Consider the following 23,448-nt stretch of genomic DNA (forward strand, 5'->3'; position numbering starts at 1 on the left):
GTATGAGCTGCGGCGGCACCTGGCCTGGCAATTTGGCACTATTGTTTAGCTGACCTCGTTAGCCTTTCAGAATGGGCCCGGTTTTGGCCTTACCATTCGGTGCGGCTTTACGTACATTTAAGACCACTTTTTTTCGCGCTTTTGCCCATGTCATTTCTTCGCCTGAAAATAGGCTTGTACGCCGCAGTGGTTGCCGCTGTGTTTGTGCTGGCTTCGTATAAGCTATACCGGGGCAACGACGCCCGCATTCCGCAAAAGGAGGAAGTTCTCATCAAGGCGATGCTGCAGGGCCTAAGCCAAGCGCACTACCAGCCCGAGCAAATCGACGATAATTTCTCGCGCCGCGTATTCGACCTGTACCTGAAGCGCATCGACTATTCGAAGAAGTTCTTGCTGCAGTCGGACGTAGCTCAGCTGCGCAAATTCCAAACCGACATCGACGACCAGGTGAAGCGCGGCTCGCACGAGTTTATCGACCTGGCCACGCGCCTCGTCGATCAGCGCACCAAGGAAGCACAGGCGCTGTACCGCGAGTTGCTAAGCAAGCCCATGGATTTCACGGCGGAAGAATCCTTCCAGACGGACTTCGAGAAAGCGCAATACCCGGCCGATAAAACCGCCCAGCGCGACGAGTGGCGCCGCTACCTGAAGTACCTGACCATGACGCGTTTGGTAGAAATTCAGGACGAGCAAGCCAAGCGCGACCCCAAGAAAGCTACCGCCCCTGCCCTGTCGGCTGCGGAGATGGAGGCCGAAGCCCGCAAGCGCGTGCTGAAGTACTTCGACGAGCAGTTTAACGACCTGATGCAGAACGACGACAACGACCGTTTGGCGTTGTGGGCCAATACCATTGCCAACACCTACGACCCCCACACGGAGTACTTCGCCCCGAAGGACAAGGAGTCGTTTGACATTGCCATGACGGGCCGTTTCGAGGGCATTGGCGCTACGCTGCAGGAGAAGGATGGCCAGATCAAAGTGGCTGACATCATTCCGGGTTCGGCATCGTACCGCCAGGGCCAGCTTAAAGCCGGCGACATCATTCAGCGCGTGGCGCAAGGTGCGGCCGAGCCGGTTTCGGTTGAAGGCATGCGCCTCGACAAAGCCATCACCTACATCCGCGGCCCCAAAGGCACCGAAGTACGTCTGACGGTGAAAAAGCCCGACGGCAGCACGCAGGTTATCCCGATTGTGCGCGACGTGGTAATTGTGGAAGAAACCTACGCCCAGTCGGCCGTTATCAACGAAAACGGCAAAAAGATTGGCTACCTGCGCCTGCCCACCTTCTACGCCAACTTCAACGACGAGCAAGGTGGCCGCAGCTCGGCCGAGGACGTGAAGAAGGAAATTGAGAAACTAAAGTCCGAAGGCGTGCATGGCATCGTGTTCGACCTGCGCAGCAACGGCGGCGGCTCGCTTACCGATGCCGTGGAAATGGCTGGCTTATTTATCGACAGCGGCCCCGTGGTGCAGGTGCGTTCGGGCCAGGGCTCGGCGCAGGTGCTGAACGACCGCGACCCGCGCGTGCAGTACAACGGCCCGCTGGTGGTGATGGTGAACAAATACAGCGCTTCGGCCTCCGAGATTCTGGCCGCGGCCATTCAGGACTACAAGCGCGGCGTGGTTATGGGCTCGACGAGCACTTACGGCAAAGGCACGGTGCAGCGCATCTTCAACCTCGACGACGCGCTGCCGGCTGAGTTCAATGCCATCAAGCCTTTTGGCTCGCTGAAGCTTACTACCCAGAAGTTTTACCGCATCAACGGCGGCTCCACGCAGTTTAAAGGCGTAGTGCCTGATATTGTGCTGCCCGATGCCTACAGCTACCTCGACCAAGGCGAGAAGGATGCCGAGTACCCGCTGAAGTGGGACGAAATCAGCCCGGCCCGCTACCGCACCTGGCCGCAAGCCCCTGCAATCGATAAGCTGAAAGCTGCTTCGAACACCCGCGTGGCCAACAGCCCGAGCTTTAAGCTGGTGCAGGAAATTGTGGAGCGTATGCGCAAGCGCAAGGACGATACCAGCGTGTCGCTGAAGCTGACGGCTTACCGCGCCGAGCAAGAGCAAGCCAAGGCCGAATCGAAGCGCTACGAGGAGCTGCAGAAGGCCGCTCAGCCGCTGGTTATTGCGCCGCTGCCCACCGACCTGCGCGCCGTGCAGTCGGATACGGTAAAGCAAAACCGCGTGCGCCGCTTGTCGAAGAACCTGGTGAAGGACATTAACCTGCGCGAGGCTGTGGCCGTGGTGAAAGACCAGATCGATGCACCCCAGGTAACCCGCCGCTAAGCCCGTTAGCCTCGGCCCACCTAGGGCCTTCCTCAAAAGCCCCTGTGCCTTGCAGCACAGGGGCTTTTTGTTTGCCGAATCCGTTCGTAGGTGCTTAGCAAAAGCTTGCTTCAAAAGGCTGAAAATCAAGGCCTATTTACTAAGCCAAACATTTTAACCAGGTATCTTGTAAACACCTGATTATCAATGCTAAAATTAGTATAATAAACACCCAATTTTTTTAGCATTTAGGCACTCAATCGGGTTATTCTGCGTTGTGCTGATATGATGACGAACAACGAACAACTGAACGATAACATCCTGCACCTTCCGGTGGCCGACGAAGCCCAGCCCCAGCACGATGAGGCATGGCGCAAGTCCATCCCGGCTCAGGTGTTCTTGAACTACTTCTTCGCGCTTAGCTACCATATCCGCGAAGCCGACGACGCGACGGGTGGCCTGCAGCACCTGCCTTTCTTCCGGGCGCACCAGGCCGAGCTTACCGACGCCGACCGCGCTCAGGTAGAGAAGTACCTACATAGCTGCTGGAGCACCGAGTACGCCCTGCGTGCCACCGCCGACCTAGGCGACGAGGATTACCTGCGCAACGCCCTGCACTGGACGTTCCCGCAGGCCTACCATGCCGTAATGGCTGGCTTGCACGCTTTCCTGCACACGGCCGGCGTACGCACCAACAACCCCTCGCTGATTCGCCGCGAGGTGGGCCGCCTGGTAGTGCGCAATGCGTATCCGCGTCCGGTATCGTTCTACGCTGCCGGTTCGTACGGCGACTTCAGCATTCACCGCTTGCCGCTGGCCGGCTACAAGGCCGGGCTGCAGATTGCCAGTAAGGCCATTGATGCGCAGGCGCAAATTGGCCAGTTCCTGCGCACTACCCGCAAGCAGAAGGCCGTAGCCGTGCGTCAGCAGGTGCAGAGCAACCCCACCACGGCTATTCGTAGCCAGAAGACGGGGCAGCCGCTCGAGAAGTGGAACGCGCAGCACTGGCAGCAGATTACCTGGCGCCTGGGTTACACCACCATCTTCGACCTGCTGGGCCGCCTGCGCATTTCGCAGACCAGCCGCGAGATTGAGCGCTACGTGGAGTCCGACATCGACTTCGGCCTGTTCCACCAGTCGCTGCTCGACATCGTAAGCTACCTCAACGGTATCCATGAGACGTACGTGGCCAAGGCCCTAGGTGTGGAACGCTACCGCGAACTGGTGGCCAACCTGCCTAAGCACTTGCAGCATGGCTTTGTGGAGGAACGCTTGCGCACCCGCGTTGAGCCGAACTTCACCGAAACCGATCCGCAGATGGGCATTGCTGCCTAAACCGAGGATTGCCCCGGATTACACCGATTTTGTAGACAACTGCATATACACCTAAGCGCTGGCTCCCTGAGCCAGCGCTTTTTGTTTGCCGGCCGCGTGGCGCGGAGTGGTACTCCGCGGGCAGCCTCTGGGCTGCCATCCGGAGCTGCCATGCACCTAGGCGCGGGAATGGCGCCTGCGTCGCTACGCGGAGAACCACTCCGCGCCCCTGCTCACCGGCAACGGCGCAATCATCCACAAAATCCGTTACATCCGAAAAATCCGTTTCAATCTGTGGTCTATCTTTGCGGCTTGACTTTTTCGGCCGTGGCCGATTGATATACCCCTACCCTATGCACCACCTCAGCGAACAGGAGCTGATTCGTCGGCAGAAACTCGACGAACTCCAAAAGCTCGGCATTGAGCCGTATCCGTCCGAGCTGTTCGACGTGAACTTCTACGCCCAGGAAATTCACGATAACTATCACCCCGAGCTGAACAACTTCCAGGAAGTTCGCATGGCCGGCCGTCTGATGTCGGTGCGGGTAAAGGGCAAGGCCTCGTTTGCCGAGCTGCAGGACGCCTCGGGCCGCATTCAGCTCTACATCAACCGCGACGAAATTTGCCCCGGCGAGGACAAGGAGCTTTACAATACGGTGTTCAAGAAGCTGCTCGACCTAGGCGACTTTATCGCCGTAGAGGGCCGCGTGTTCAAGACGATGGTAGGCGAAACCTCGGTGCACGTTACCAGCTTCAAGCTGCTCTCGAAAGCCCTGCGCCCGCTACCCGTGGTAAAGGAGCGCGTAGACGAAGCCACCGGCGAGAAAATCACCTACGACGCCTTCACCGACCCCGAGCAGCGCTACCGCCAGCGCTACGTTGACTTGGTAGTGAACCCGCACGTGCGCGACGCTTTCGTGAAGCGTACGCTGCTGGTGCAAGCCATGCGCAACTACCTCAACGACAAAGGCTACCTGGAGGTGGAAACCCCCATCCTGCAGCCTTTGTACGGCGGTGCCGCCGCGCGCCCCTTCAAAACGCACCACAACACCTTGGACATGACGCTGTACCTGCGCATTGCCAACGAGTTGTACCTGAAGCGCCTGATCGTGGGCGGTTTTGATGGCGTGTACGAATTCTCGAAGGACTTCCGCAACGAGGGCATGTCGCGCTTCCACAACCCCGAGTTCACCCAGATGGAGCTGTACGTAGCGTACAAAGACTACTACTGGATGATGGACCTGGTAGAGGAAATGGTGGAGCGCGTAGCCCTGGCCCTGCACGGCCAAACCGAGGTGAAGGTGGGCGAGAACCTCATCAACTTCCAGCGCCCCTGGAAGCGCTTCACCATGGCCGAAGCCATTGAGCACTACACCGGCTTTAATATTGAGGGCAAGAGCGAAGAAGAGCTGCGCGCCGCCGCCAAAGACCTGAAAGTCGGCCTCGACCCGAGCATGGGCAAGGCCAAAATCATCGACGAGATTTTCGGGGAGCACGTGGAGCCCAAGCTGATTCAGCCGACGTTCATCACCGACTACCCGGTGGAGATGTCGCCGCTGGCCAAGAAGCACCGCTCGAAGCCGGGCCTCGTGGAGCGTTTCGAAGCCATCTGCAACGGCAAAGAAATCTGCAACGCCTTCTCCGAGCTCAACGACCCCATCGACCAGCGCAAGCGTTTTGAGGATCAGCTGGAGCTCGGCAAGCGCGGCGACACCGAGGCCATGGTACTCGACGAGGACTTCCTGCGCGCGCTGGAGTACGGCATGCCGCCCACGGCTGGCCTGGGCATCGGCATCGACCGTTTGTCGATGATTATGACTAACTCGCACTCCATTCAGGACGTGCTCTTCTTCCCGCAGATGAAGCCGGAGAAGGCCGAAACCCTGACCGAGAAATCGGAGAAGCCAGTAGAGTAAAACAATGTAGCGCGGGCTTTAGCCCGCGTTTGCGTGAACGATGTCGTTGTTGCATCGACAACTCAACGATTTTGTTCTGGCAAACGCGGGCTAAAGCCCGCGCTACAAAAAGTCGAAAGCCCCTCGTACCTATCACGTACGGGGGGCTTTCTTTTATGAAATCCGTTAACCAATCCGGCCGGTACGAAACGAAGAAGCTTGCGATGGACACGTACGATTTTACTACGCAGGTTGTTTGACCAGATCCTGGCAGAAGCTCTACGGTCGGCAATTTTACTTCGGAACGTCTATCCGACTTTCAATTTTAACCGATTTCAATTGTATAAACGCCCTCGCTCTCAAAAGGTTGTGGGTGTTGCAATATTTTTTTGAAATCAGGACCTAGGGGAAAAATCAGAAGGCCTCGCACCCAATAACGGTGCGAGGCCTTCTTCACAGAATCAACTTCAGCAGATCAACGAAGTAGCTTAATCCGAAGAAGCTTGCGATGGATCGGTAAGATTTTGCTGGGCGGATGTTTAACCAGTCCGGCCAGAAGCACTACCGTCGGCAATTTTGCTTCGGGGGCTAAATCAAAGACTATTTCAAGTCGATTTCTAAGTTCTTTAACGCAACGCCGGCTGAGTGGTTACAGCCGACAACGAAATTTTACTTGCTGGTGTCGCCCGAGCCGGTAGCATTGCCTGCCACGCCGCCGCCCGTGGCGCTGGTGCCACCCGAGCCGCCCGAAGCGCTACCCGAGCCACTACCGCCGGCTGAGCTGCCGCTGCCCGTTGACGAAGAACCGCTGCGGCCGGCATTGCTGCCCGCCGAACTGGCCGTGCTGGCTGCGCTGCCCGTGGTACCGCTGCCGCCGCCCGACGACGAGCCACCTGAGCCCGAGCCACCGGCAGAAGAGCCGCCTCCGGCAGACGACCCACCGGATGCCGAGCCACCGCCCGAGGAGCTGCCCGAACCCGAACCGCCACCGGCCGACGATGAACCGCCGCCCGAGGCTGAGCCACTACCCGACGACGAGCCGCCGCCGGAACCACCCGAGCCACCGCCCGAACGGCTGCCGCCGCCACCTTGGCCGCCCATGCCCGCCAGGGCATCTTCGGCACCGGCCTTATCGGCGCTGCCGCCTTGGCCGCCCCCACCTTTCATCGCATCAAGCCGCGAGAGGCCGTCTTGCAGGAGTTTGTTCAGGTCGTCGCCGAACTTACCCAACGACTTGCCCAGGCTTTCGCGTGTAGCAGTGCCCGCGTCGGGGGCCATTAGCAGACCAGCCACAATACCGGCGCTGGCGCCGGCCAACAACGCGAGGAGTACTTTACCGCTGTTGTCTTTCATAAATAGCAGGGTGTTAAGGTTAAGGGGGAGAACAAAGTGCGTGGCCATGCGGCCGGTAGGTTCCTAACGCGGATACGCCGGGAAAGTTGTGCAAAAAAAGGCCCCGCACCAGGGAGGTACGGGGCCTTTTGCAAGGAGCTAACGCTTGGCTTACAAGTCGTTCAGCAGCTTCACGATTTCGCGCTTGCTCTTGCCGAGCTTGTCCTGCAGGCGGCCTACGAGGTCGTCGGCGGCGCCTTCGGTGTATACCAGGTCATCGTCGGTCAGCTGGGCGTACTGCTGCTTCAGCTTGCCTTTCGACACGTTCCAGTCGCCTTTCATGTTCAGGCTGCTGCCGGCGCCGGTTACGCCCAGGTCTTCCAGCTTTTCGGTCAGGCTCTTGAACGAGGTATCGAGTTGGGTACCGAGCTTCGAGAGGGTATCGTTCAGCTGGTCGCCGTATTTGCCGGCGTAGTTTTTCAGGTTGCCGCGGGTGGCGCTGCCTTTGTCGGGGGCCATCAGCAGGCCGGCTACGATACCAGCGCTAGCGCCAGCCAGCACGGCCAGCAGGATCTTGCCCGAGTTGTTGTCTTCGTTGTAAGACATGATTGTAGGAGGGTGTGGGTTGAAAGAAAGATTCAGGTAAGGAAAATCGGCTAATGAAGCTCATCGGCTGATTTGCCGTGCTATACGCAAGGCCAACCGATGAGTTGTGCGGAGAACCCAAGAAAATAGCTCCGGCGCAATATTAGCGTAATTGATTATTCAACCCTACTCCCTAGGTCAGCAATTGGCTTACTTGGCCGGCAATGGCGGTTTCAACGTACTTTTCGGCACCACTACTCCCCCACTTACCCCATGTCTATGCGCCTGCTTGTAGCCGCTGCGTTGCTGGCCTCGGTACTCTCGGGTGCCTGCCAGCGAAGCGCTTCGCCCACCGCCTCAGCCGATTGCATCAACGAGAGCAACATCCGGAAAGACGCCATGTGTACCATGCAGTACGACCCGGTGTGCGGCTGCGACAACAAAACCTACTCCAACGCCTGCGTAGCCACCAACGCGGGCGTAACCAAGTTCACGAAGGGCGCATGCCCCGGCTCCAACAACTAACTGCCCTACCTGCATCATGGCTGAGAAACGCTACGTTCTGAACCCCGCGCCCTTTGTGGTGCCCACCACCGATGGCAAACTCATTGAGGAGCACGTGGGCCACGCCAGTACCGGCACCGGCCAATACAGCCTCGCCCACATGGTGGCCCCGCCGCAGTGGAGCGAGCCGCACCAAACCCCGCAGTTCGACGAAATAACCATTGTGGTGCGCGGCCGCAAACGCTTCGAGATTGACGGCGACGTGGTGGAGCTCGGCGCCGGGCAGGCCTTGCTGATTAAGGCCGGGGCGCGCATCCGCTACTCCAACCCGTTTGCGGAGGAGTGCGAGTATTGGTCGATATGTGTGCCGGCGTTTAGCCCGGATACGGTGAACCGGGAGGAATAACGGGCCCTTTTGTCATCCTGAGGCAGGAAGGACCTTACTGGGACCTCACCCCCCGGCCCCCTCTCCAAAGGGAGAGGGGGAGTGTATGCTACCTGAAGTCAGCAAATGAGCAGCCTCGGCAAGCTCGGCATGACCACCACCTAGGGAATGCTGTGCTTAGGTGGTACGGGCACGGTAAGGTCCTTCGGCTCGCGCCTCAGGATGACAGATGGTTACAGGCCGCCGCTGCTTTGTCGCCTGAGGTTACGGGCTCCTTGCTCTTAACTCCTGGCTTCTTGTTCCTCACCCCATCAGCCACTTGCGTAGCTCGGGGGTGCGGTGGGTGCTGCTCACGAGTTCGGCCTCGGGGAGGGCTTTGAGCTTCACGGCCAGGGTATCATTGAAGTAGGGCTCGAGGCGTTCGATGGCGCTGAGCTGCACGATTTCGCTGCGGTTGAGGCGGAAGAACTGCGCCGGATCGAGCACGGCCTCGAGCTGGCTGAGGGTTTCGTTGAGCACGTAGGCGCGGCCCTGCCGGTCGATGGCGTGCGTAACGCCGTGGCGCAGCTGAAAATAGGCCAGCTCGGCTACCTCCAGCAGGTACAGCCCGGTGCGCGATTTGCTTACCAGGCGCTGCTTGTACTGCGGCGCGGCCGGCGGGCGCAGGCTGGCGGCCAGCTGCTGCAGCACATCGCCCTGAAAAGCCTGCCGCAGCCGCTCGTACTTCTGGAGGGCGGCGGCAAAGTGAGCGTACTGCACCGGCTTGAGCACGTAGGCAATGCCGTTTTGCTCGAAAGCCTGCACCAAAAACGAGTCGTAGGCGGTAATGAACACCACGGGGCTGCCAACCTGCACCTGCCGGAACAGCCCGAACACGTTGCCATCGAGCAGCTCGATGTCGGACAGGATCAGGTCGGGCGCGGGGTGCGTGCGCAGGTAGTCGGCGGCCTCGCTTACCTGCTGAAACTCGGCCACCACGGTGGCGGCGGGGTTGTATTGCAGCAGCAGGCGCCGCACCTGCGCCGCGGCGGGTTCTTCGTCTTCAAGCAACAGGATGCGCATGGGCGGGTAAGGGTAGCGCGGCCGTAAGCGGCAGCGTAACGGTATAGGTTTCGGCGGTGGCCTCTACGCGCAAGGGCTCGGCGGCCACCAGGGCCACGCGGGCGCGCAGCCCCGCAAGGCCGCTGCCGGTACCGTCGGCGGGGGTGGGCCGGGGCCGCAGCTCGTTTTGCACCACCAAGGTCCTAGGTGTAATCAGCAGCCGAATGGCCAGGGGGCGGCTGCGGCTGCCCACGTTGTGCTTCACGGCGTTGGTAAGCAGCTCCTGCACTGCGCCGGGCGGCACCAGCAACTGCGCCAGCTCGGCGGCGGGCAGCTGCACGTCTTCCGCGAACTGATACGCGGCCCCGAAGCGGCAGCGCAGCAGGTGGCAGTAGTCGCGGGCAAAGGCCAGCTCCTCGGCGAGCGGCACCACCTCCTGGGCGCGGGTGCGCACCAGGTAGCGGTACACCTCGGCCAGGCGCACCACGTAGTCGCGGGCCGGGGCGTTGCCGGGCTCGATGAGCGCGGCCAGGATGTTGAGGTTGTTGAACAGGAAATGCGGATCGACGTGCTGCTGCAGGGCGTGCAGCTGGGCGCGGGCCGCCTCTTTGCCCAGCCGCTCCAGCTCGGTTTGGGCGGCCGCGGCGTGCTGCTGGTACAAAAACGGCAGGTACAGGCCGCTCACGAGCAGGTACAAAAACAGGTTCGAGAAAAAGCTGCGCACGTGCGGGTACCAATCCGGGCCGTAGGGCTGCCCTAGGTGCAGCAGCTTCAGCAGGGCCTCGGCACCCAGCAGCAGGGCCACGAACGCCAGGGCGCCCCAGCCCAGCAGCCGGAAGTAGTAGCCCGCGCCCTGCGGCACCTGCCCGCGGGCCAGCCAGCGGCGGTTGAGGGCATCGAGCAGCGTAACGGCTAGCAGCGCCTGCAAAAACAGCCAGAAGGGCGCGTCGGGGAACAGGTAAAACTCTTCGGGCCGGCTGGCCATGATCAGGCGCGTGTACACGGCCATGAGCAGGGCCAGCCCCAAAACCAGCAAGTAAAACAGCGGCGAACGGCGCATGGCTAAGCCCCTCCTAGGTGAGCGGGCAAGTTACTGCGTAATGGCCTTGCTCTCCTTGCCGGCCGCGTCGAAGAAGCGCAGCAGCGGCTGGCCCTGCTGATCGACGCCGATGGAGAGGCGCGTAACGCCCTGGGCGTCTTTGAAATCGAGCTTCGACTGATCTTTGTTTACCACCAGCATCAGGCGGTTCTGGCCCTGCTGGTCGTTCATCACCAACGCCGACGACTTGCTGAGCGTGGTGCCCATGTACACGCGCGGCATCAGGCCCAGCTTGCCCTCGCGCACGGCTTGCTTTTTTTCTTCGGGCGTGGCGTTTTTGTAGCGCTCCTCCAGCACGGGCATGCTCTCGGCAGGGGCGTCGTTGAAGGTGAGGCCGGCGGTGTAGTGCTGCTGGTTTTGCTGGTACGTAAGGGCAATTACCTGATCCTGCCCGAACCGGTCGAACGAGAGGTGGCCGCCGGCTTTCACGTTGCCCTTTTCGTCTTTGTTGCCGGCGAAGATCAGCCCGCCGCACTCCTCGCCTTTGTCGTTGTAGAACAGCAGGCCGGGCACGTCGCGCTTGTTTTCCAGGTACTTGCCGTCGATGGTCATGCCCTTCGGGAAACGCTCTTTGTTCGACATCACCATTTTCACGGTGCCGTCGCGCTCCACCACGTTGATGCGCTCCACCGATATTTCGGCAAAGCGCTGCGGCTTATCGGGCTTGCCGAAGGCGAACAACAAACCGAGGGCGGGTAGCAGCGTGGTAGCGGCGGCGTAGGTTTTCAGCAGTTTCACGTCGCGCTGGAGTTTGGCAGTGGGGTTCATGGCGTGGGGTTGTTTTTGGGTGATTGGATGCCCAAAACTGGCCCCTGGCACCGCCGGATGCAGGCGAAATCGGGTGAGTGCCGGAAAAAGCGTGGGAGTGTGGGGAAAATAAGGGCCGAACTACCTGCCGGGGTTGGCAACGGCGACTCGTATCTTGGCTTATGCTTTTGCTTGTGCTCGTTGCCCAACTGCTGACGGCGTTTATCCCGCCCTCTCCGGCCCCGTCAATTGCCGCCCGACGGCCGCTGGCTTATTCGCTCCTGATCGAATCCAAACCCGACATGGGGCGCACGGCGTTTCTTATCCGGGTGCAGCGCGGCCCGCGCGTCACTAAGCTGGTATACGCGCGTCGCGACAGCATCAAGCGTTATTCCGACCCGGTGCAAGACAGCCTGATTCGTGAACTAAAGGCCATGTCAGCTGCTAACCCGCAGCTCCCTGGCTTAATACACGCCGCCGGCAGCCGCCTGATTGAAAACCAACGGCGCTACGGGGCATATACCCAAGACAGCATTACGCTAAAGAACGCTTGGGCCTCCAACCGAGCCTATATAGCCCTGCTCGATTCGGTTTTTCGGGCCGACGACGCGGCTTTTCGGGATTACGGCTCGGCGCGAACGGTGAATGGCCGGCACTCCGTGGTGCTTCATGCCACCGCTTACCGGCTGTACCGGCAGGCAACTGGCCTACCCGAGCGCAAAGCGTATATGACGGCGCCCGATTCGCACACGAATCCGCTTTTCGTGCGGCTGCTGACGCAAACCCTGGCGCTATACCGCCACAACCACCCCGATTCGTTTATGGCCCCGCGCTATACCCGTGATTATTGAGTAAGCCCCACCGCCTGCTACCTTCCCCGCCCCAACTGCTACTCTTGCCTCATGGATCAGCGCATCATCAACCTCTTCGACGAATACACCCACCGGCCTCTTACCCGCAAGGAGTTTATGGAGCGGCTGCTGAAGCTCACGGGCAGCATGGCCATTGCCATGTCGGCGCTGTCGGTGCTCGACCCCGGCTACGCCGCAGCGGCCACCGTGCCCGAAGATGACAAAGACCTGTTGAGCGAAGAAGTAAGCTGGCCCGGCGAAGGCGGCACCACGATGAAGGGCTATCTGGTGCGCCCCAAAGGCAAGAAGAAGCGCGGCGCCGTGGTGGTTATCCACGAAAACCGCGGGCTCACGCCGCACATCAAAGACGTAACGCGCCGCGTGGCCAAAGCCGGCTACCTGGCCCTAGGTGTCGATGCGCTGTCGGCGTTTGGGGGCACGCCCACCGACGAAGACAAAGGCCGCGAGCTGATCGGTAAGCTCGATGCGCAGCAGAACCTAAGCAACTACCTGCGCGGCCTGGAGTACCTCCGCTCCCGCCCCGATAGCAACGGCCGCACCGGCTGCGTGGGCTTCTGCTGGGGCGGCGCCATGGCCAACCAACTCGCCGCCAACGACTCCAAGCTGAACGCCGCCGTGGCTTACTACGGCCGCCAACCCGATACTGCTGCTGCGGCCAACATCAAAGCCCACCTGATGATGCACTACGCCGGCCAGGATGAGCGCGTAAATGCTGGCATGGCTACCTGGGAGCAAGCCCTGAAAGCCGCCGGCGTGCAGTACGAGCAGTTTGTGTACGAGGGCGCCCAGCATGCTTTCAACAACGACTCTTCGCCGGCCCGCTACAACGAGGCTGCCGCTAAGCTGGCCTGGGAACGAACGTTGCTGCTGTTTAAGGAGCAGTTGGTATGAGCCAACCTTCTGAAGCACCGGAGCATCTCATTGGTGTTGGTTTTTGGTATAGCTTTTACGAACCAGACTTGCCCGCACCTTCTCAATTCGTGGATGAGCACTGGTCAACTGAGGAAAGGAGAAAGGTATTAAGCTACCTGCAACAAGGACATAAATTAATCTATTGGGCAGGCTATAGCTGGTGCCGCTTTCAATGTGGCGAACCAGATGGCAATATGGGCGCTGCCGACCTTACCGACGGCACCTATTGCTGGCCCGAAGGATTGGCCCACTACATAGAACGCCATCATGTAAAGCTTCCAGAGCATATCGTTGCACACATTTTGAGTCAACCCAGCTTTCCTGATTTAGCTGCTGCCTTAGTTCCGGAATCTATTCCTGTTGATATCTCTTGGTGGAAGACACAACGTGGTTGGCAGCCTGCCAATGGTTGCTCACCTTTTTGGTTTAAATCGCGAAAGGAAACACAAGATTTTATGCGTCGCTTGGACCGCAATGCTCTCGATTTTGGCCCACAAACGGATGAGACTGAAGTAGCGCGTGCGAAACTTCTCCAAGCACTGCGGCAAGAGCTACAATAAAACACCCGGCCAGCTCTATTAAGCTGGTCGGGTGTTTTAACATCCTGCTACTAAGACTTCGTTTACGACTTCGGCTGGGCAGCTTGGGGCTGGGCTTTGCGCGGCAACTTAGGGCAACGCCCTATCAGCGCATCACCTCGATGCGCCCTTTGTATTGCCGCTTGGTTATAGGGTTATCGAGTATGTAGTAATACACCCCATCGGGTTGCCCTTCGGCACGCCAGCCGTTGTCGTAGCTGTCTTGACGGAAAACCTCGCGCCCCCAGCGGTTAAAAATGCGGATGCTGAATGCCTTTGCGTTCAAGCCCTTAACCACGAAAGTCTCGTTCTTGTTGTCGTTGTTGGGGGTAATGGCGTTGGGCAATTCAACGGGGCACCGCGCGTCGGTTATTTCTATTTCAGCGGTGCTTACGCAGCCATTGGCGGTTACCTCCACGGTGTACTTGCCGGGGTTCAGCACTTCGTACGTGGGGTTGGTGGAGCCATCCTGCCAGCGGTAGGTGGCACCTGCGCGCTGCGGTTCGGGGCGCAACACCAAGCCCCGGTCCATGCAAATTGTGGTATCGCGACCTAGGGAAATGATGGGCGAAGCTTGGTAACCGACGCGGATCGTATCGGAACTGACGCAGCCCTGCGGCGAAGTAACCTGCACCCAATACTTGCCTGCTTGGGTGGCGGTAAAGGTTGGCTGCGTCGAGCCATCTTGCCACAAATAACTGGTACGGTCGGGTTGGGTGCCGGGGCTTAGCGTAACCGGTTGCCCGGGGCACACCAGCTGTTCGGGCCCGAGTTGCGCGTTGGGTGGCGGCGATATGGTTACGAGCTGCGTGCTGGTGTACTGCACGCCGGTTGTCAGCACCACCTCCAGGGTTACTTTGTACGTGCCTAAGGCCCGGTACGTGTGGCTAACCGAGGTACCCGTAGCCGTGTTGCTGCCCCCCGAGGCTGGCTCGCCAAAGTCCCAGGTGGCCGATGCAATGCTTAGGGCCGGCGTAAGGCTGGCCGCGAAGTTTGCTGTAGTGCTGACGCAAAACGGGCCGTTGTTGAAGGTGAGGTAGGGCGAACGGGGGAAGGCGTTGGGGAAGTTGGGCAGGCTCCGCGTGCCGGTGCGCGAAGCCAACGATACCCCGTTGATTTCCAGGTTGCAGGCCAATGCGCCTCGGGCATTTGGGTTCTGAATGACACCCAGCCAGGGGCTGTCGAAAAAGGCCACGTAAACGCGGCCGTCGGGGCCGGGCAGCAGGGCCCCGGGCCGGCGCGTGGCCATGGGTATGCGTTGGGCCGAGGCATAGATTTCCATAGCCGTGGGCAGCGCTACATCCAGCTGAAACAGCGCTACCACCTGCAGCGGCGTGCGCGGCATGTTCGAGAACATCGACACGTAGAGCCGCGAGCCGTCGGGCGAAAACGCCAGGCCGTACGTGGGCTTTTTCGGGACCAGCATGGGCAGCCGCGTTACGCCGGTTACCTGCCCGGTGGCTTTGTCGAAATCGAACAGGCAGATGTGCCCGTTGATGGTGGTGGCGATTTTGGTGCCCTGCTTGTTGGCCACCATGTAACTCGATTCCTGCAGGTGCCCATAGCGGCTGCTGTCGACGGGGCCAATGCTGCTGATGATGGGCGCACCAACGCCCGCCGGCGACACCAGCGACGCGTAAAAGCGGGAGTTCAATAGCCCGTGCGTTACAACCCACGTATCGCGGCCGTTGGCGTGCAAAATGCCGGTGAGGCGCTCCGTCATGCGGGCGGTTGGCAACTGGGCCATCACGTTGCGGCTCACGGCCCCCAGGCCGCTTTGCTGGGCCATATCCACGAGGTAGTAGTAGGGCCCGGCAGCCCCCAGCTCCTCGCCCATGGTGAACAGGAAATACTGCCTGGCGCGCCCCGGATGCTGCACGATGAGGGCGCCTTGCGTGGCCGAGGGGTTGCCCAACAGCTGCTGGCCGTTGAGCATGGGTTGGTGGCGCGCGTTCCAGACGCTGCGCCCGTCGGTGTAGAACTGCAAGGCCCCCGTTGAGTCGGATACAATGGCGCAGTTTTCGAAAGCGGCCATGGCGTTGGAGCGCACCGAGCTGGGGCCTCCGCCCGTAAAGCCAATGCCGGCCTGGCGCCCGAAAAACCAGTAGTTATCGGGGCCGCGTTGGGCGCCGGCCAGCGCGGGCCAGCAGAGCATCAGCCACATCAGCAGCCTGCTGGCGCCGGGTAATTGCTGGGGTTGCGTAAATAGGCGGGGTAGTGCTGCTGGCATGTATTGCTCGGGTAAACTCATAAACAGTAATGCCCTGGCGCGACGCCGGCTTTGCTGAGCTGCTGCCGCCCACGGGCCCCCTCGTCGGCAAAAGCCGGTTCTGACCTAGGGCCTCCGTGGTAGTTAAGCGCCCAAAAGGCCCGCGGGCAAAGCGGCCTTCAGCCACATAAAGGCTTGGATAGTGCTGCCTCGGGCCAAAGTACGCGGTGCCGGCCAAGCCGCCGAAGGCACCACATCAATATGTGAGGCTGCGCCCGGGCGGGCCCTGGGTAGTACAACGCCCCGCTCGCGGTGCGGAGCGGGGCGTTGCTTTGATTCCCTAGGTGCTTGCCTTACGATTTCGGCTGGGGAGCTTGCGGCAGGGCTTTGCGCGGCAGCTTTTGGTCGCGCATGGCGGTGTTGTACACAAACGTGGCCACGATTACCGAGGCCTGCTTGAGGTCGTCGGGTTGCAGGCGCTCGTAGGTATCCTGGTTGGTGTGGTGGGTGCGGGTGTTGTAGTCGAGGCCGTCCTGGATAAACTGGAAGCCGGGCAGGCCTACGGCGTCGAAGGCGAGGTGGTCGGTGCCGCCGGTGTTGCGCGGCGTAACGGTGGTAGCGCCCATATCGGCGAAGGGCTTCAGCCACTCGGCAAAGATGGGCTGCACGCCCTCGTTGCCTTGCGCGTAGATGCCGCGGATTTTGCCCGAGCCGTTATCGAGATTGAAGTAGCCGGCCAGCTTCTCGTGGGCGGGCAGCAGCTTCATGGTGGCGGGGTCGGCAAAGTTGTTTTTCACATAGTTGCGCGAGCCGTGCAGGCCCTGCTCCTCTTCGCCCCACAAGGCAATGCGAATGGTGCGGCGCGGCTTGGCGCCCACGGCTTTCAGGATGCGCACGGCCTCCATCATCACGGCGCAGCCGGCAGCGTTGTCGGTGGCGCCGGTGGCGGCGTGCCACGAGTCGATGTGGGCACCGAGCATCACCACCTCGCTTTTCAGCTTTTTATCGGTGCCCGGGATTTCGGCCACCACGTTGTAGCCGCGCAGGTCCTGGGTCTGGAACTTGGTTTTGGTGTCCATTTCTACCTCCACCGGGATGCCGGCCTCTACCAGGCGAATCAGGCGCAGCTGGTCTTCGGGCGACATCTCGATTTCGGGCAGCACGGGCTTGGCATCGGCGGCATAGGGCGCGCCGTTGGAGGTGAAGAACGTGCCGTGCGAACCGCCGCGGGTGCTGAGCACGGCCGCGGCGCCCTCCTGCATAAACAGCTCGGCCATTTTGGTGCGCAAAGCCAGGCGGGCGCGGTAAGCGGCCATGGCATCGTCGTTGCCTTGGCGCGCGGGGCGGGCTTCGGCCGGGGCGGCCATCTTCTGCAGCTCCTCGTCGGTGTGGCGCTTGGCATCGGCCGTGAAGGTGGTTTTCGGCTCCGAGGCTACTTCCGTCAGCACGATTTTGTCGCGCAGCTGGCCTTTGTACTTGTCGAGGTCGGCTTCGGTAGCGGCTTTCACCAGCACAATCTGCTTTTTGATGGCGCCGTTGGTGCCGGGCGTCCAGGCTTTGGGCGCGCCAATCATGGCGTGGTAGTAGGGCGCCGTCATGGCCACGTACGACTTCTCGATGTCCCAGCCGCGGCCGAACTCGCCCCAGGGCTCCACCTTCGCATTCGCGAGGCCCCATTGGGCCATTTGCTTTTGCGTCCAGTCGTGGGCGCGCTTCAGGCCCTCGGAGCCGGCCAGGCGCGGGCCGCTTACATCGGTGAGGTAAAAGGCGGTTTTCATCACCTGCGAGCGGTTCAGGCCTTCGTCCTTGATTTTGGCAATCATGGCCTGATCGACCTTTTCGGCTTGCTGCGCCAGCGCGGGGGCGGCCGCGCTCAGGCCGTAAGCCACGGCCAGGTACACGAGTTTCTGCATCGGAAGGGTGCGTGAAGGGTTGGGGGGTGACGGGCTAAAGAAACACGATATGGACGAGGTTTGGGCCGGTACGTTGCGTGGCGCAACTGCCTGCCTATCTTTCCCCTCGATTTTATCTTTCCCTGCTGTCATGCCTGCCTCGTATCCGTGAAAACGCTCCTTACCCTACTGCTGCTCGTGCTGGCTTTTGTGCCCGCCCGCGCTCAAGCCCCCGATAGCAGCTACGCCGCCAAAATGCGCGCCCCGGGCGTGCAAATGGTCTCCATCGATGGCAAGTACAAGGTCTGGACGCAGCGCGTGGGCCAGGGCAAGATAAAGCTGCTGGTGCTGCACGGCGGCCCCGGCAATACCCACGAGTACTTCGAGAACTTTCCGGAGCACCTGGCCCAGGAGGGCGTGGAGCTGTACTACTACGACCAGCTCAACTCGTACCACTCCGACAAAACGCCCGACAAAGACGTGTGGCGCATTGCCCGCTTTGTGGAGGAGGTGGAGCAGGTGCGCCAGGCCCTAGGTCTGGACAGCTTTTACCTGCTCGGGCACTCGTGGGGCGGCATGCTGGCGCTGGAGTACGCCAGCAAGTACCCGCAGCACATCAAAGGCCTGATTACCTCCAACATCGGCTACAAAGCCACGGTGTTCAACAAGCACCGCTACTCCCAGTACGCCGACATTATCCGGCGCCACTCGGCCAAGGAAGGCAAAACAATAGCCGGCCTCGATACCATGGGGTTGGTGGCGCTTTCGCCGTACATCACGCCGGCCGTAACCAAGGAGTTCCGGAGCCTGCATATGATGCGCCTGCCGCAAGAGCCGCCCACGTTTACGCGCAGCCAGGCGCATATTACCCGCACCTACGCCGGCCACTTTATGCCCTACATGCTGGCCTGGGATTTCAGCGAGCGGCTGACCAGCATCAAACTGCCTACGCTCATCATTGGCTCCAAGCACGACTTCGTTCCGGTGGCCGACATCGAGTATATGCAGCGGCGCATCCCCGACAGCCAGCGTTACATCTGCCCCGAAGGCTCGCACTACGCCATGTGGGACGACCCCAAGCACTACTTCCCGGCCCTGATTAAGTTTCTGCGGAAAACGGAGCGCAAAGGCTAGCCCGCGCGGCACAGCCCTAGGTGCGCGCCGGTCTGCGCCATCCAAGCAGCATCATGGAGAACAAGTCGCCCCACATTCTCAACACCTCTGCCAACCTGATGGGGCTGTGCTTTATCGTGCTTACCTCGCTCAAGGTAAATGCATTGGCCGTGGGCTCGGTTATCGACGATTTCACGGCCCTGGCCACGTTGCTGTTCATCACCAGCAGCATCCTGTCGTTTCTGTCGATGCGCAGCTCGGGGCATCGTAGCGGGGTGTACGAGCGCGTGGCCGAGGTAATTTTCCTGGGCGGCCTGGTGCTCGTGTTCGTTACCATTGCGCTCATCAGCCTGAACTTTATCCGCTAGCCGCCGGCCGTCGGCAAAGGCCAAACCCGCATTGGCCCAACGTTCCGGCAGTTGCCGGCGGCCACGCCGGCCCTAGGTGGCCCGGCCCCAGGCAGCACCCAACACCTCCCCCCCACCGCATGGACGCTTATGCCTTAACCTTCGATGCCTTCGATAAGATGGCGCAGGCCTATCAGGATCGGTACATGGAGCTTGATTTGTACAACGATACCTACGCTGCGTTTTGCGCCTTGCTGCCCCAGCCCCACGCGCGCATTCTGGAGCTTGGCTGCGGCCCCGGCAACATTACGCGCTACCTGCTGGCCCGCCGCCCCGATTATCGCATTACCGCTACCGACGTAGCCCCGGCTATGGTGCAGCTGGCCCGGCAAAACAACCCCACGGCCACGTGCCAGCTGCTCGATTGCCGCGCCCTCGGCCAGCTATCCGAGCAGTACGAAGGCATTGTGTGCGGCTTTTGCCTGCCCTACCTCTCGCGGGCCGATTGCGCCAGGCTGATACACGACTGCGCTGCCCGGCTTACCGATGCGGGCGTGCTGTACCTCAGCGCCATCGAGGGCGACTACCAGCAATCCGGCTTCGAAAGCTCGAGCAACGGGCAGCACAAAGCCTACGTGTACTACCACCAGGAGGCCTACCTGCGCGAGCAGCTAGCCCGCAACGGCTTTGCCGTGGCCGGGCTCGTGCGCAAGCACTTCGGCCGGCCCGATGGCACGCCCTCGGTGCATCTTATCATCATCGCCCAGCTCGCAGGCGCGAGCAGCAAATAAGAAAGAGCGTTGTGCCGGGCACAACGCTCTTTTGTTGGCAGCCCGGCGGCTCGGCTACCGGGTGCGGCAGGCCCTGGGTTAGCTAACCGTAGGCGGGTTGCGGGGCGTGCCGGCCGGTGCGCCCCCGGCCAGCTGCGTTACCATATCGTCGAGAATGTCCTTGCCGTAGCCGATGCGGTTGGCGTATTCCAGGCACAGGCCGTATTCGCGCGGGTCAATCTGGCCGTCCTGCAGCATCATCTGCACCAGGGTTTGCAGTTCCAGGGTGCGCTGCAGCCCTTCCGAAGCCACAATGAAGCTGAGCACGTTGAGGTTGTCGGCAATGGGGTTCACGTCGTCGGGCGTCAGGCCCAGGCGTTGGCCAATCTGCACCAAAAAGTCGCCTTCTTGTTTGTCGAGGCGGCCGTCGGCGGCGGCTACCAGCACCAGGTTCTGAAAGAAGGCCAGTTTTTTCTGTTGGGTATCGAGCAGCTGTTCAAGCTCTTTCGGATGCTGCATGGCTGTGCGTAGTCAGGAGTGTTGGGGAACTGAATTTTGAAGCCCACCTGCGGCCAGGCGGCTTCTCATTCAACGCGCCGCTACCGGGAAGGTTGGCCCACGCACCCGAAGCTCGACACTTGCCTGGGTGGGTTTTCAAAAGTCTGACGAGCACCGGCCGCCACCCGTTTATCACGCTGATTTTCCTGCAGTAAACAGGAAATCATCGCATCAGCAGAACCGCTTTTCGGGCTTTGTAAAGTCTGAAATCACCCGATTATGTGAGCCGGCCGCACCCCCAACAGTAGTAATATTGGCTACTGCTTCAGCACCTCCACACCAACCAACATCAACCCCAACACCGCCGCCATGAACCGACAACCTTCAACCGCTTTTATAGGTGCCTCCTGGGCTGCGCTGCTCATTGGCATCATGGCCTACAACGTAGGCCTCTGGAACGCGCAAATGGCCCTGAACGAGAAGGGTTATTACTTCACCATCCTCATGTTCGGGCTGTTTGCGGCTATTTCGGTGCAGAAAAGCGTGCGCGACCGAATGGAGGGCATTCCGGTAACCAACCTGTACTTCGGCATCAGCTGGCTGTGCACCCTTATGGCCGTGCTGCTGCTGGTGGTGGGCCTCTGGAACGCCACGCTTACCCTCAGCGAAAAAGGCTTCTACGCCATGTCGTTCACGCTGAGCCTGTTTGCCGCTATTGCCGTGCAAAAAAACACCCGCGACAACCAGGATGCACCCGCGCAGCAGCCCAAGCCGCGCGCAGAAGAGCGCCCCCGCATCGAGCAGGAAGCCTAGGTGTACTGCCGAACAAGAAGCAACCAGGCCCGCTGCACAGTGTGCAGCGGGCCTGATTGCTGATAAAAGCACCTAGGGATTTACACCTCGTCGCTGAGCACGGCCACGGCCTCGCGCAGGGTCAGGTCTTTGCGCAGAGGCTGCACAAAGCGGTTGGTGCGGTTGGTTTGTACGCTGTCGGTGGAGGGGGCGGCACCTAGGGGCGCCACGGCCAGCACGGGGGCTTGCTGCTGCACCTGCTTGTAGCGCTCGGTGGCTTCTTGCAGGGCTTTCTGCTCGGCGCGGTAGGTGGCCAGGTTCAGCGAAGCCAGCGTTACTTTCTCGCGCTTGGCCATGTTCTGCACGGCGTCGGTGAGCAAACCAAAAGCCTGGTTCGAGGCTACGCGTTGCTTGCTGGCCGCGGCCAGCTTGGCCACGGGCGGCGCCGTGGCCCACGGCCGGTAGCTGGCCGGCGCAATTTCATCCCAGGGCAGCGGGTAGTCGGTGTCCTGCTCGCCCTCGGCCAAAGTGCTGTAAGCATCGGGCACCACGATGTCGGGCGTTACGCCTTTAAACTGCGTGGAGGCACCGTTTACGCGGTAGTACTTCTGGATGGTCATTTTGAGCGAGCCGAAGGGCTTGAGCGCCGCCAGCTCGGGGTTCATGATGTTATCCAGCTCGAACACACGCTGCACCGTGCCTTTGCCGTAGGTGGTATTGCCGAGCACAATGCCGCGCTTGTAATCCTGAATGGCACCGGCCAGGATTTCCGAAGCCGAGGCGCTGTAACGGTTTACCAGCACCACCAGCGGGCCGCCGTACTGCACTTTGGGGTCGGGGTCGGTTACGACTTCGGGCGTGCGCTGCCGGCCTTTCACCTGCACCATGGGGCCGCTTTCCATAAACAAGCCGGCCATTTCGGCGGCATCGTAGAGCGAGCCGCCGCCGTTAAAGCGCAGATCGAGCACCACGCCCTGCACGTTTTCGGCCTTCAGCTTCAGCAGTTCCTTCTTGACATCCTCAGCCGAGTTGCGGCCGCCGTTCTGGTTGAAGTCGGCGTAGAAGCTGGGCAGCAGGATGTAGCCGAATTTCTTACCGCCCTCGTTGATGACGGCCGATTGGGCGTAGGTTTCCTCAATCACCACCACGTCGCGGATAATCGGGATGACCTTGACGGTGGCGTCGGGCTTTTTCACCGTCAGGCGCACCTCGGTGCCTTTTTTGCCCCGAATCAGGCCCACCACTTTGTCGAAGCGCATGCCATCCACGGCTACGGGCTCAGCCGCGCCTTGCGCCACGCGCTGAATCACGTCGCCGGCCTTTAGCTCGCCTTGCCGGTACGCCGCCGAGCCGGGCACGATGTAGGCCACCACAATCTGGCCATCACGCTCGCTGAGCTGGGCGCCGGTGCCCTCGAGGCGGCCCGTTACGGCCAGGTCGAAGTTCGTCTTATCCTGCGGCGCGAAGTACTCGGAGTGTGGGTCGAAGGTGTTTGCTACCGTGTTGGCAAACTCGGCCAGGCGGTCGGCCTCGTCGGTTTGCAGCAGGTCCTGGAACCGCTCGTCGTAGTATTTCAGCACCTGCTTGCGGGCCTCGGCTTCCATTTGGGCGGGGGTACGCACGGGCTTCGAGATAACCGCGCCCGAGGGGGCTGCTTTGGTTGAGGCCAGCGACTTGATTTGCTGCCGGTCCTGCTCGTCCATCATCTCGGCCACGCGCACCATGGTTTGGTACTTCAGCAGGCGGCGCCACATGTCGCGGCGGGCGGCTTCGTCGGCAGGGTAGCCGAGCTTATCCGAATCGGTTTCGAAGGTTTCGTTGGCCGTAAACTCGAAGGGCTGGCTCAGCAGCTCGCGGTAGAGCACCTGCGCCTCGCGGGTGCGCTGATCGATGAGCTTGGTGCTGAGGTCGAGAAACTCGTGCTTGCCCTGCTTAATCTCGTTATCGATGAGCTTTTCGTAAACCTGCAGCTGCTTCACGTCGGGCTGCAGCAAAAACTTCTTGCTGCCGTCGAGGCGCTTGAGGTACAGCGCATACACCCGGCGCGAAAGTTCGTCGTCGAGCTGCGTGGGCTGCACGTGGGCCAGGCCCAGGCCCTGCACCACCGTGCTCAGCAAGATTCCCTTTTTCTGGGGCGGCACATCGCCGGCGAGGCGCTCCGAGCCCGGCGGCAGAAAAAACAAGAAGCCCGGCAGCAGCGCCGAGTACAAACCTAAAGAAGAACGAAACGCCATAATTAGGAGCGTAGCTAAAGCGTGAGAAAGCAGCCCCGGCGTTGCGGCGGCCCCGGGCGTGGGG

At 60.9% G+C, this 23,448-nt stretch carries 21 protein-coding genes; 12 read left to right on the top strand and 9 right to left on the bottom strand.

Going from position 1 to position 23,448, the window contains the following annotated elements; genetic code table 11:
- The first annotated feature begins 147 nt into the window (after nucleotides 1-147).
- The 3 genes from OIS50_RS09865 (at nucleotide 148) to lysS (ending at nucleotide 5,495) form a co-directional block, all read left to right on the top strand.
- Nucleotides 148-2,286, top strand: a complete 2,139-nt coding sequence (locus OIS50_RS09865) for a carboxy terminal-processing peptidase (RefSeq protein WP_264690472.1) — start codon at nucleotides 148-150, stop codon at nucleotides 2,284-2,286.
- A 264-nt stretch (nucleotides 2,287-2,550) separates the two neighbouring features.
- Nucleotides 2,551-3,600 (top strand): hypothetical protein, encoded by a 1,050-nt coding sequence (locus OIS50_RS09870; RefSeq protein WP_264690473.1) that lies wholly within the window; start codon nucleotides 2,551-2,553, stop codon nucleotides 3,598-3,600.
- 332 nt (nucleotides 3,601-3,932) lie between these two features.
- Nucleotides 3,933-5,495: a lysine--tRNA ligase gene (gene lysS / locus OIS50_RS09875; RefSeq protein ID WP_264690474.1), complete on the top strand. Its 1,563-nt coding sequence runs from the start codon at nucleotides 3,933-3,935 to the stop codon at nucleotides 5,493-5,495.
- Between the two features lie 648 nt (nucleotides 5,496-6,143).
- Here lysS and OIS50_RS09880 read toward each other — a convergent pair.
- Nucleotides 6,144-6,827: a YtxH domain-containing protein gene (locus OIS50_RS09880; RefSeq protein WP_264690475.1), complete on the bottom strand. Its 684-nt coding sequence runs from the start codon at nucleotides 6,825-6,827 to the stop codon at nucleotides 6,144-6,146.
- A gap of 150 nt (nucleotides 6,828-6,977) precedes the next feature.
- Entirely contained in the window at nucleotides 6,978-7,412 is a 435-nt protein-coding gene (locus tag OIS50_RS20525) for a YtxH domain-containing protein (RefSeq protein ID WP_319805286.1), read from the bottom strand.
- A gap of 258 nt (nucleotides 7,413-7,670) precedes the next feature.
- Between OIS50_RS20525 and OIS50_RS09895 the strand changes: the two genes are divergently transcribed.
- Together OIS50_RS09895 and OIS50_RS09900 are read left to right on the top strand one after the other, a co-directional pair.
- Nucleotides 7,671-7,916: a Kazal-type serine protease inhibitor domain-containing protein gene (locus tag OIS50_RS09895; RefSeq protein ID WP_264690476.1), complete on the top strand. Its 246-nt coding sequence runs from the start codon at nucleotides 7,671-7,673 to the stop codon at nucleotides 7,914-7,916.
- Between the two features lie 16 nt (nucleotides 7,917-7,932).
- On the top strand, nucleotides 7,933-8,301 hold the full coding sequence (locus tag OIS50_RS09900; protein WP_264690477.1) for a cupin domain-containing protein: 369 nt from the start codon (nucleotides 7,933-7,935) through the stop codon (nucleotides 8,299-8,301).
- A 282-nt stretch (nucleotides 8,302-8,583) separates the two neighbouring features.
- On the opposite strand, the gene OIS50_RS09905 is transcribed toward OIS50_RS09900, so the two are convergent.
- The 3 genes from OIS50_RS09905 to OIS50_RS09915 are packed head-to-tail and all read right to left on the bottom strand — an operon-like array spanning nucleotide 8,584 to nucleotide 11,188.
- Nucleotides 8,584-9,342: a LytR/AlgR family response regulator transcription factor gene (locus tag OIS50_RS09905; protein ID WP_264690478.1), complete on the bottom strand. Its 759-nt coding sequence runs from the start codon at nucleotides 9,340-9,342 to the stop codon at nucleotides 8,584-8,586.
- A complete protein-coding gene (locus tag OIS50_RS09910; protein ID WP_264690479.1) occupies nucleotides 9,323-10,381 on the bottom strand; it encodes a sensor histidine kinase in 1,059 nt (352 codons plus the stop codon). Before OIS50_RS09910 ends, OIS50_RS09905 begins: the two co-directional genes overlap by 20 nt.
- A 30-nt stretch (nucleotides 10,382-10,411) precedes the next feature.
- Nucleotides 10,412-11,188 (bottom strand): hypothetical protein, encoded by a 777-nt coding sequence (locus tag OIS50_RS09915; RefSeq protein ID WP_264690480.1) that lies wholly within the window; start codon nucleotides 11,186-11,188, stop codon nucleotides 10,412-10,414.
- A 161-nt stretch (nucleotides 11,189-11,349) separates the two neighbouring features.
- Here OIS50_RS09915 and OIS50_RS09920 point away from each other — a divergent pair, with 161 nt between their 5' ends.
- From OIS50_RS09920 to OIS50_RS09930, 3 genes are read left to right on the top strand one after another with little or no spacing between them, the layout of a single operon-like run.
- A complete protein-coding gene (locus OIS50_RS09920) occupies nucleotides 11,350-12,018 on the top strand; it encodes a hypothetical protein (protein WP_264690481.1) in 669 nt (222 codons plus the stop codon).
- A 51-nt stretch (nucleotides 12,019-12,069) separates the two neighbouring features.
- Nucleotides 12,070-12,930, top strand: a complete 861-nt coding sequence (locus OIS50_RS09925; RefSeq protein WP_264690482.1) for a dienelactone hydrolase family protein — start codon at nucleotides 12,070-12,072, stop codon at nucleotides 12,928-12,930.
- Nucleotides 12,927-13,511 carry a hypothetical protein gene (locus OIS50_RS09930; RefSeq protein ID WP_264690483.1) on the top strand — a complete coding sequence of 195 codons (585 nt, stop codon included), beginning with the start codon at nucleotides 12,927-12,929 and terminating at the stop codon, nucleotides 13,509-13,511. The genes OIS50_RS09925 and OIS50_RS09930 overlap by 4 nt, the downstream gene beginning before the upstream one ends.
- Before the next feature lie 124 nt (nucleotides 13,512-13,635).
- Here OIS50_RS09930 and OIS50_RS09935 read toward each other — a convergent pair whose 3' ends face one another.
- Both OIS50_RS09935 and OIS50_RS09940 read right to left on the bottom strand, forming a co-directional pair.
- Entirely contained in the window at nucleotides 13,636-15,759 is a 2,124-nt protein-coding gene (locus OIS50_RS09935; RefSeq protein WP_264690484.1) for a T9SS type B sorting domain-containing protein, read from the bottom strand.
- 332 nt (nucleotides 15,760-16,091) lie between these two features.
- Nucleotides 16,092-17,651: a M28 family metallopeptidase gene (locus OIS50_RS09940; RefSeq protein ID WP_264690485.1), complete on the bottom strand. Its 1,560-nt coding sequence runs from the start codon at nucleotides 17,649-17,651 to the stop codon at nucleotides 16,092-16,094.
- Between the two features lie 147 nt (nucleotides 17,652-17,798).
- On the opposite strand from OIS50_RS09940, the gene OIS50_RS09945 reads away from it, so the two are divergent.
- The 3 genes from OIS50_RS09945 (at nucleotide 17,799) to OIS50_RS09955 (ending at nucleotide 19,881) form a co-directional block, all read left to right on the top strand.
- Nucleotides 17,799-18,764, top strand: a complete 966-nt coding sequence (locus tag OIS50_RS09945) for a proline iminopeptidase-family hydrolase (RefSeq protein WP_264690486.1) — start codon at nucleotides 17,799-17,801, stop codon at nucleotides 18,762-18,764.
- A gap of 53 nt (nucleotides 18,765-18,817) precedes the next feature.
- Nucleotides 18,818-19,111 (top strand): hypothetical protein, encoded by a 294-nt coding sequence (locus OIS50_RS09950; protein ID WP_264690487.1) that lies wholly within the window; start codon nucleotides 18,818-18,820, stop codon nucleotides 19,109-19,111.
- Between the two features lie 119 nt (nucleotides 19,112-19,230).
- Complete coding sequence (locus tag OIS50_RS09955) at nucleotides 19,231-19,881, top strand: class I SAM-dependent methyltransferase (protein WP_264690488.1); 651 nt, start codon at nucleotides 19,231-19,233, stop codon at nucleotides 19,879-19,881.
- 78 nt (nucleotides 19,882-19,959) lie between these two features.
- Here OIS50_RS09955 and OIS50_RS09960 read toward each other — a convergent pair whose 3' ends face one another.
- Nucleotides 19,960-20,379, bottom strand: a complete 420-nt coding sequence (locus OIS50_RS09960; RefSeq protein WP_264690489.1) for a TerB family tellurite resistance protein — start codon at nucleotides 20,377-20,379, stop codon at nucleotides 19,960-19,962.
- Nucleotides 20,380-20,727: 348 nt separating this feature from the next.
- On the opposite strand from OIS50_RS09960, the gene yiaA reads away from it, so the two are divergent.
- On the top strand, nucleotides 20,728-21,171 hold the full coding sequence (yiaA, locus tag OIS50_RS09965) for an inner membrane protein YiaA (protein ID WP_264690490.1): 444 nt from the start codon (nucleotides 20,728-20,730) through the stop codon (nucleotides 21,169-21,171).
- Between the two features lie 80 nt (nucleotides 21,172-21,251).
- On the opposite strand, the gene OIS50_RS09970 is transcribed toward yiaA, so the two are convergent.
- Nucleotides 21,252-23,384, bottom strand: coding sequence for a carboxy terminal-processing peptidase (locus OIS50_RS09970; protein WP_264690491.1), 2,133 nt, complete (start codon nucleotides 23,382-23,384; stop codon nucleotides 21,252-21,254).
- Between the last annotated feature and the right edge of the window lie 64 nt (nucleotides 23,385-23,448).

Source organism: Hymenobacter sp. YIM 151858-1, from assembly GCF_025979705.1.
In the GTDB taxonomy this organism is placed as follows: Bacteria; Bacteroidota; Bacteroidia; order Cytophagales; family Hymenobacteraceae; genus Solirubrum.

Bases quoted from the DNA above. Each gene is read 5' to 3' on its own strand.
- OIS50_RS09865 (WP_264690472.1), top strand. From the start codon at position 148: ATGTCATTTCTTCGCCTGAAAATAGGCTTGTACGCCGCAGTGGTTGCC.
- OIS50_RS09870 (WP_264690473.1), top strand. From the start codon at position 2,551: ATGATGACGAACAACGAACAACTGAACGATAACATCCTGCACCTTCCG.
- lysS (WP_264690474.1), top strand. From the start codon at position 3,933: ATGCACCACCTCAGCGAACAGGAGCTGATTCGTCGGCAGAAACTCGAC.
- OIS50_RS09880 (WP_264690475.1), bottom strand. From the start codon at position 6,827: ATGAAAGACAACAGCGGTAAAGTACTCCTCGCGTTGTTGGCCGGCGCC.
- OIS50_RS20525 (WP_319805286.1), bottom strand. From the start codon at position 7,412: ATGTCTTACAACGAAGACAACAACTCGGGCAAGATCCTGCTGGCCGTG.
- OIS50_RS09895 (WP_264690476.1), top strand. From the start codon at position 7,671: ATGCGCCTGCTTGTAGCCGCTGCGTTGCTGGCCTCGGTACTCTCGGGT.
- OIS50_RS09900 (WP_264690477.1), top strand. From the start codon at position 7,933: ATGGCTGAGAAACGCTACGTTCTGAACCCCGCGCCCTTTGTGGTGCCC.
- OIS50_RS09905 (WP_264690478.1), bottom strand. From the start codon at position 9,342: ATGCGCATCCTGTTGCTTGAAGACGAAGAACCCGCCGCGGCGCAGGTG.
- OIS50_RS09910 (WP_264690479.1), bottom strand. From the start codon at position 10,381: ATGCGCCGTTCGCCGCTGTTTTACTTGCTGGTTTTGGGGCTGGCCCTG.
- OIS50_RS09915 (WP_264690480.1), bottom strand. From the start codon at position 11,188: ATGAACCCCACTGCCAAACTCCAGCGCGACGTGAAACTGCTGAAAACC.
- OIS50_RS09920 (WP_264690481.1), top strand. From the start codon at position 11,350: ATGCTTTTGCTTGTGCTCGTTGCCCAACTGCTGACGGCGTTTATCCCG.
- OIS50_RS09925 (WP_264690482.1), top strand. From the start codon at position 12,070: ATGGATCAGCGCATCATCAACCTCTTCGACGAATACACCCACCGGCCT.
- OIS50_RS09930 (WP_264690483.1), top strand. From the start codon at position 12,927: ATGAGCCAACCTTCTGAAGCACCGGAGCATCTCATTGGTGTTGGTTTT.
- OIS50_RS09935 (WP_264690484.1), bottom strand. From the start codon at position 15,759: ATGCCAGCAGCACTACCCCGCCTATTTACGCAACCCCAGCAATTACCC.
- OIS50_RS09940 (WP_264690485.1), bottom strand. From the start codon at position 17,651: ATGCAGAAACTCGTGTACCTGGCCGTGGCTTACGGCCTGAGCGCGGCC.
- OIS50_RS09950 (WP_264690487.1), top strand. From the start codon at position 18,818: ATGGAGAACAAGTCGCCCCACATTCTCAACACCTCTGCCAACCTGATG.
- OIS50_RS09955 (WP_264690488.1), top strand. From the start codon at position 19,231: ATGGACGCTTATGCCTTAACCTTCGATGCCTTCGATAAGATGGCGCAG.
- OIS50_RS09960 (WP_264690489.1), bottom strand. From the start codon at position 20,379: ATGCAGCATCCGAAAGAGCTTGAACAGCTGCTCGATACCCAACAGAAA.
- yiaA (WP_264690490.1), top strand. From the start codon at position 20,728: ATGAACCGACAACCTTCAACCGCTTTTATAGGTGCCTCCTGGGCTGCG.
- OIS50_RS09970 (WP_264690491.1), bottom strand. From the start codon at position 23,384: ATGGCGTTTCGTTCTTCTTTAGGTTTGTACTCGGCGCTGCTGCCGGGC.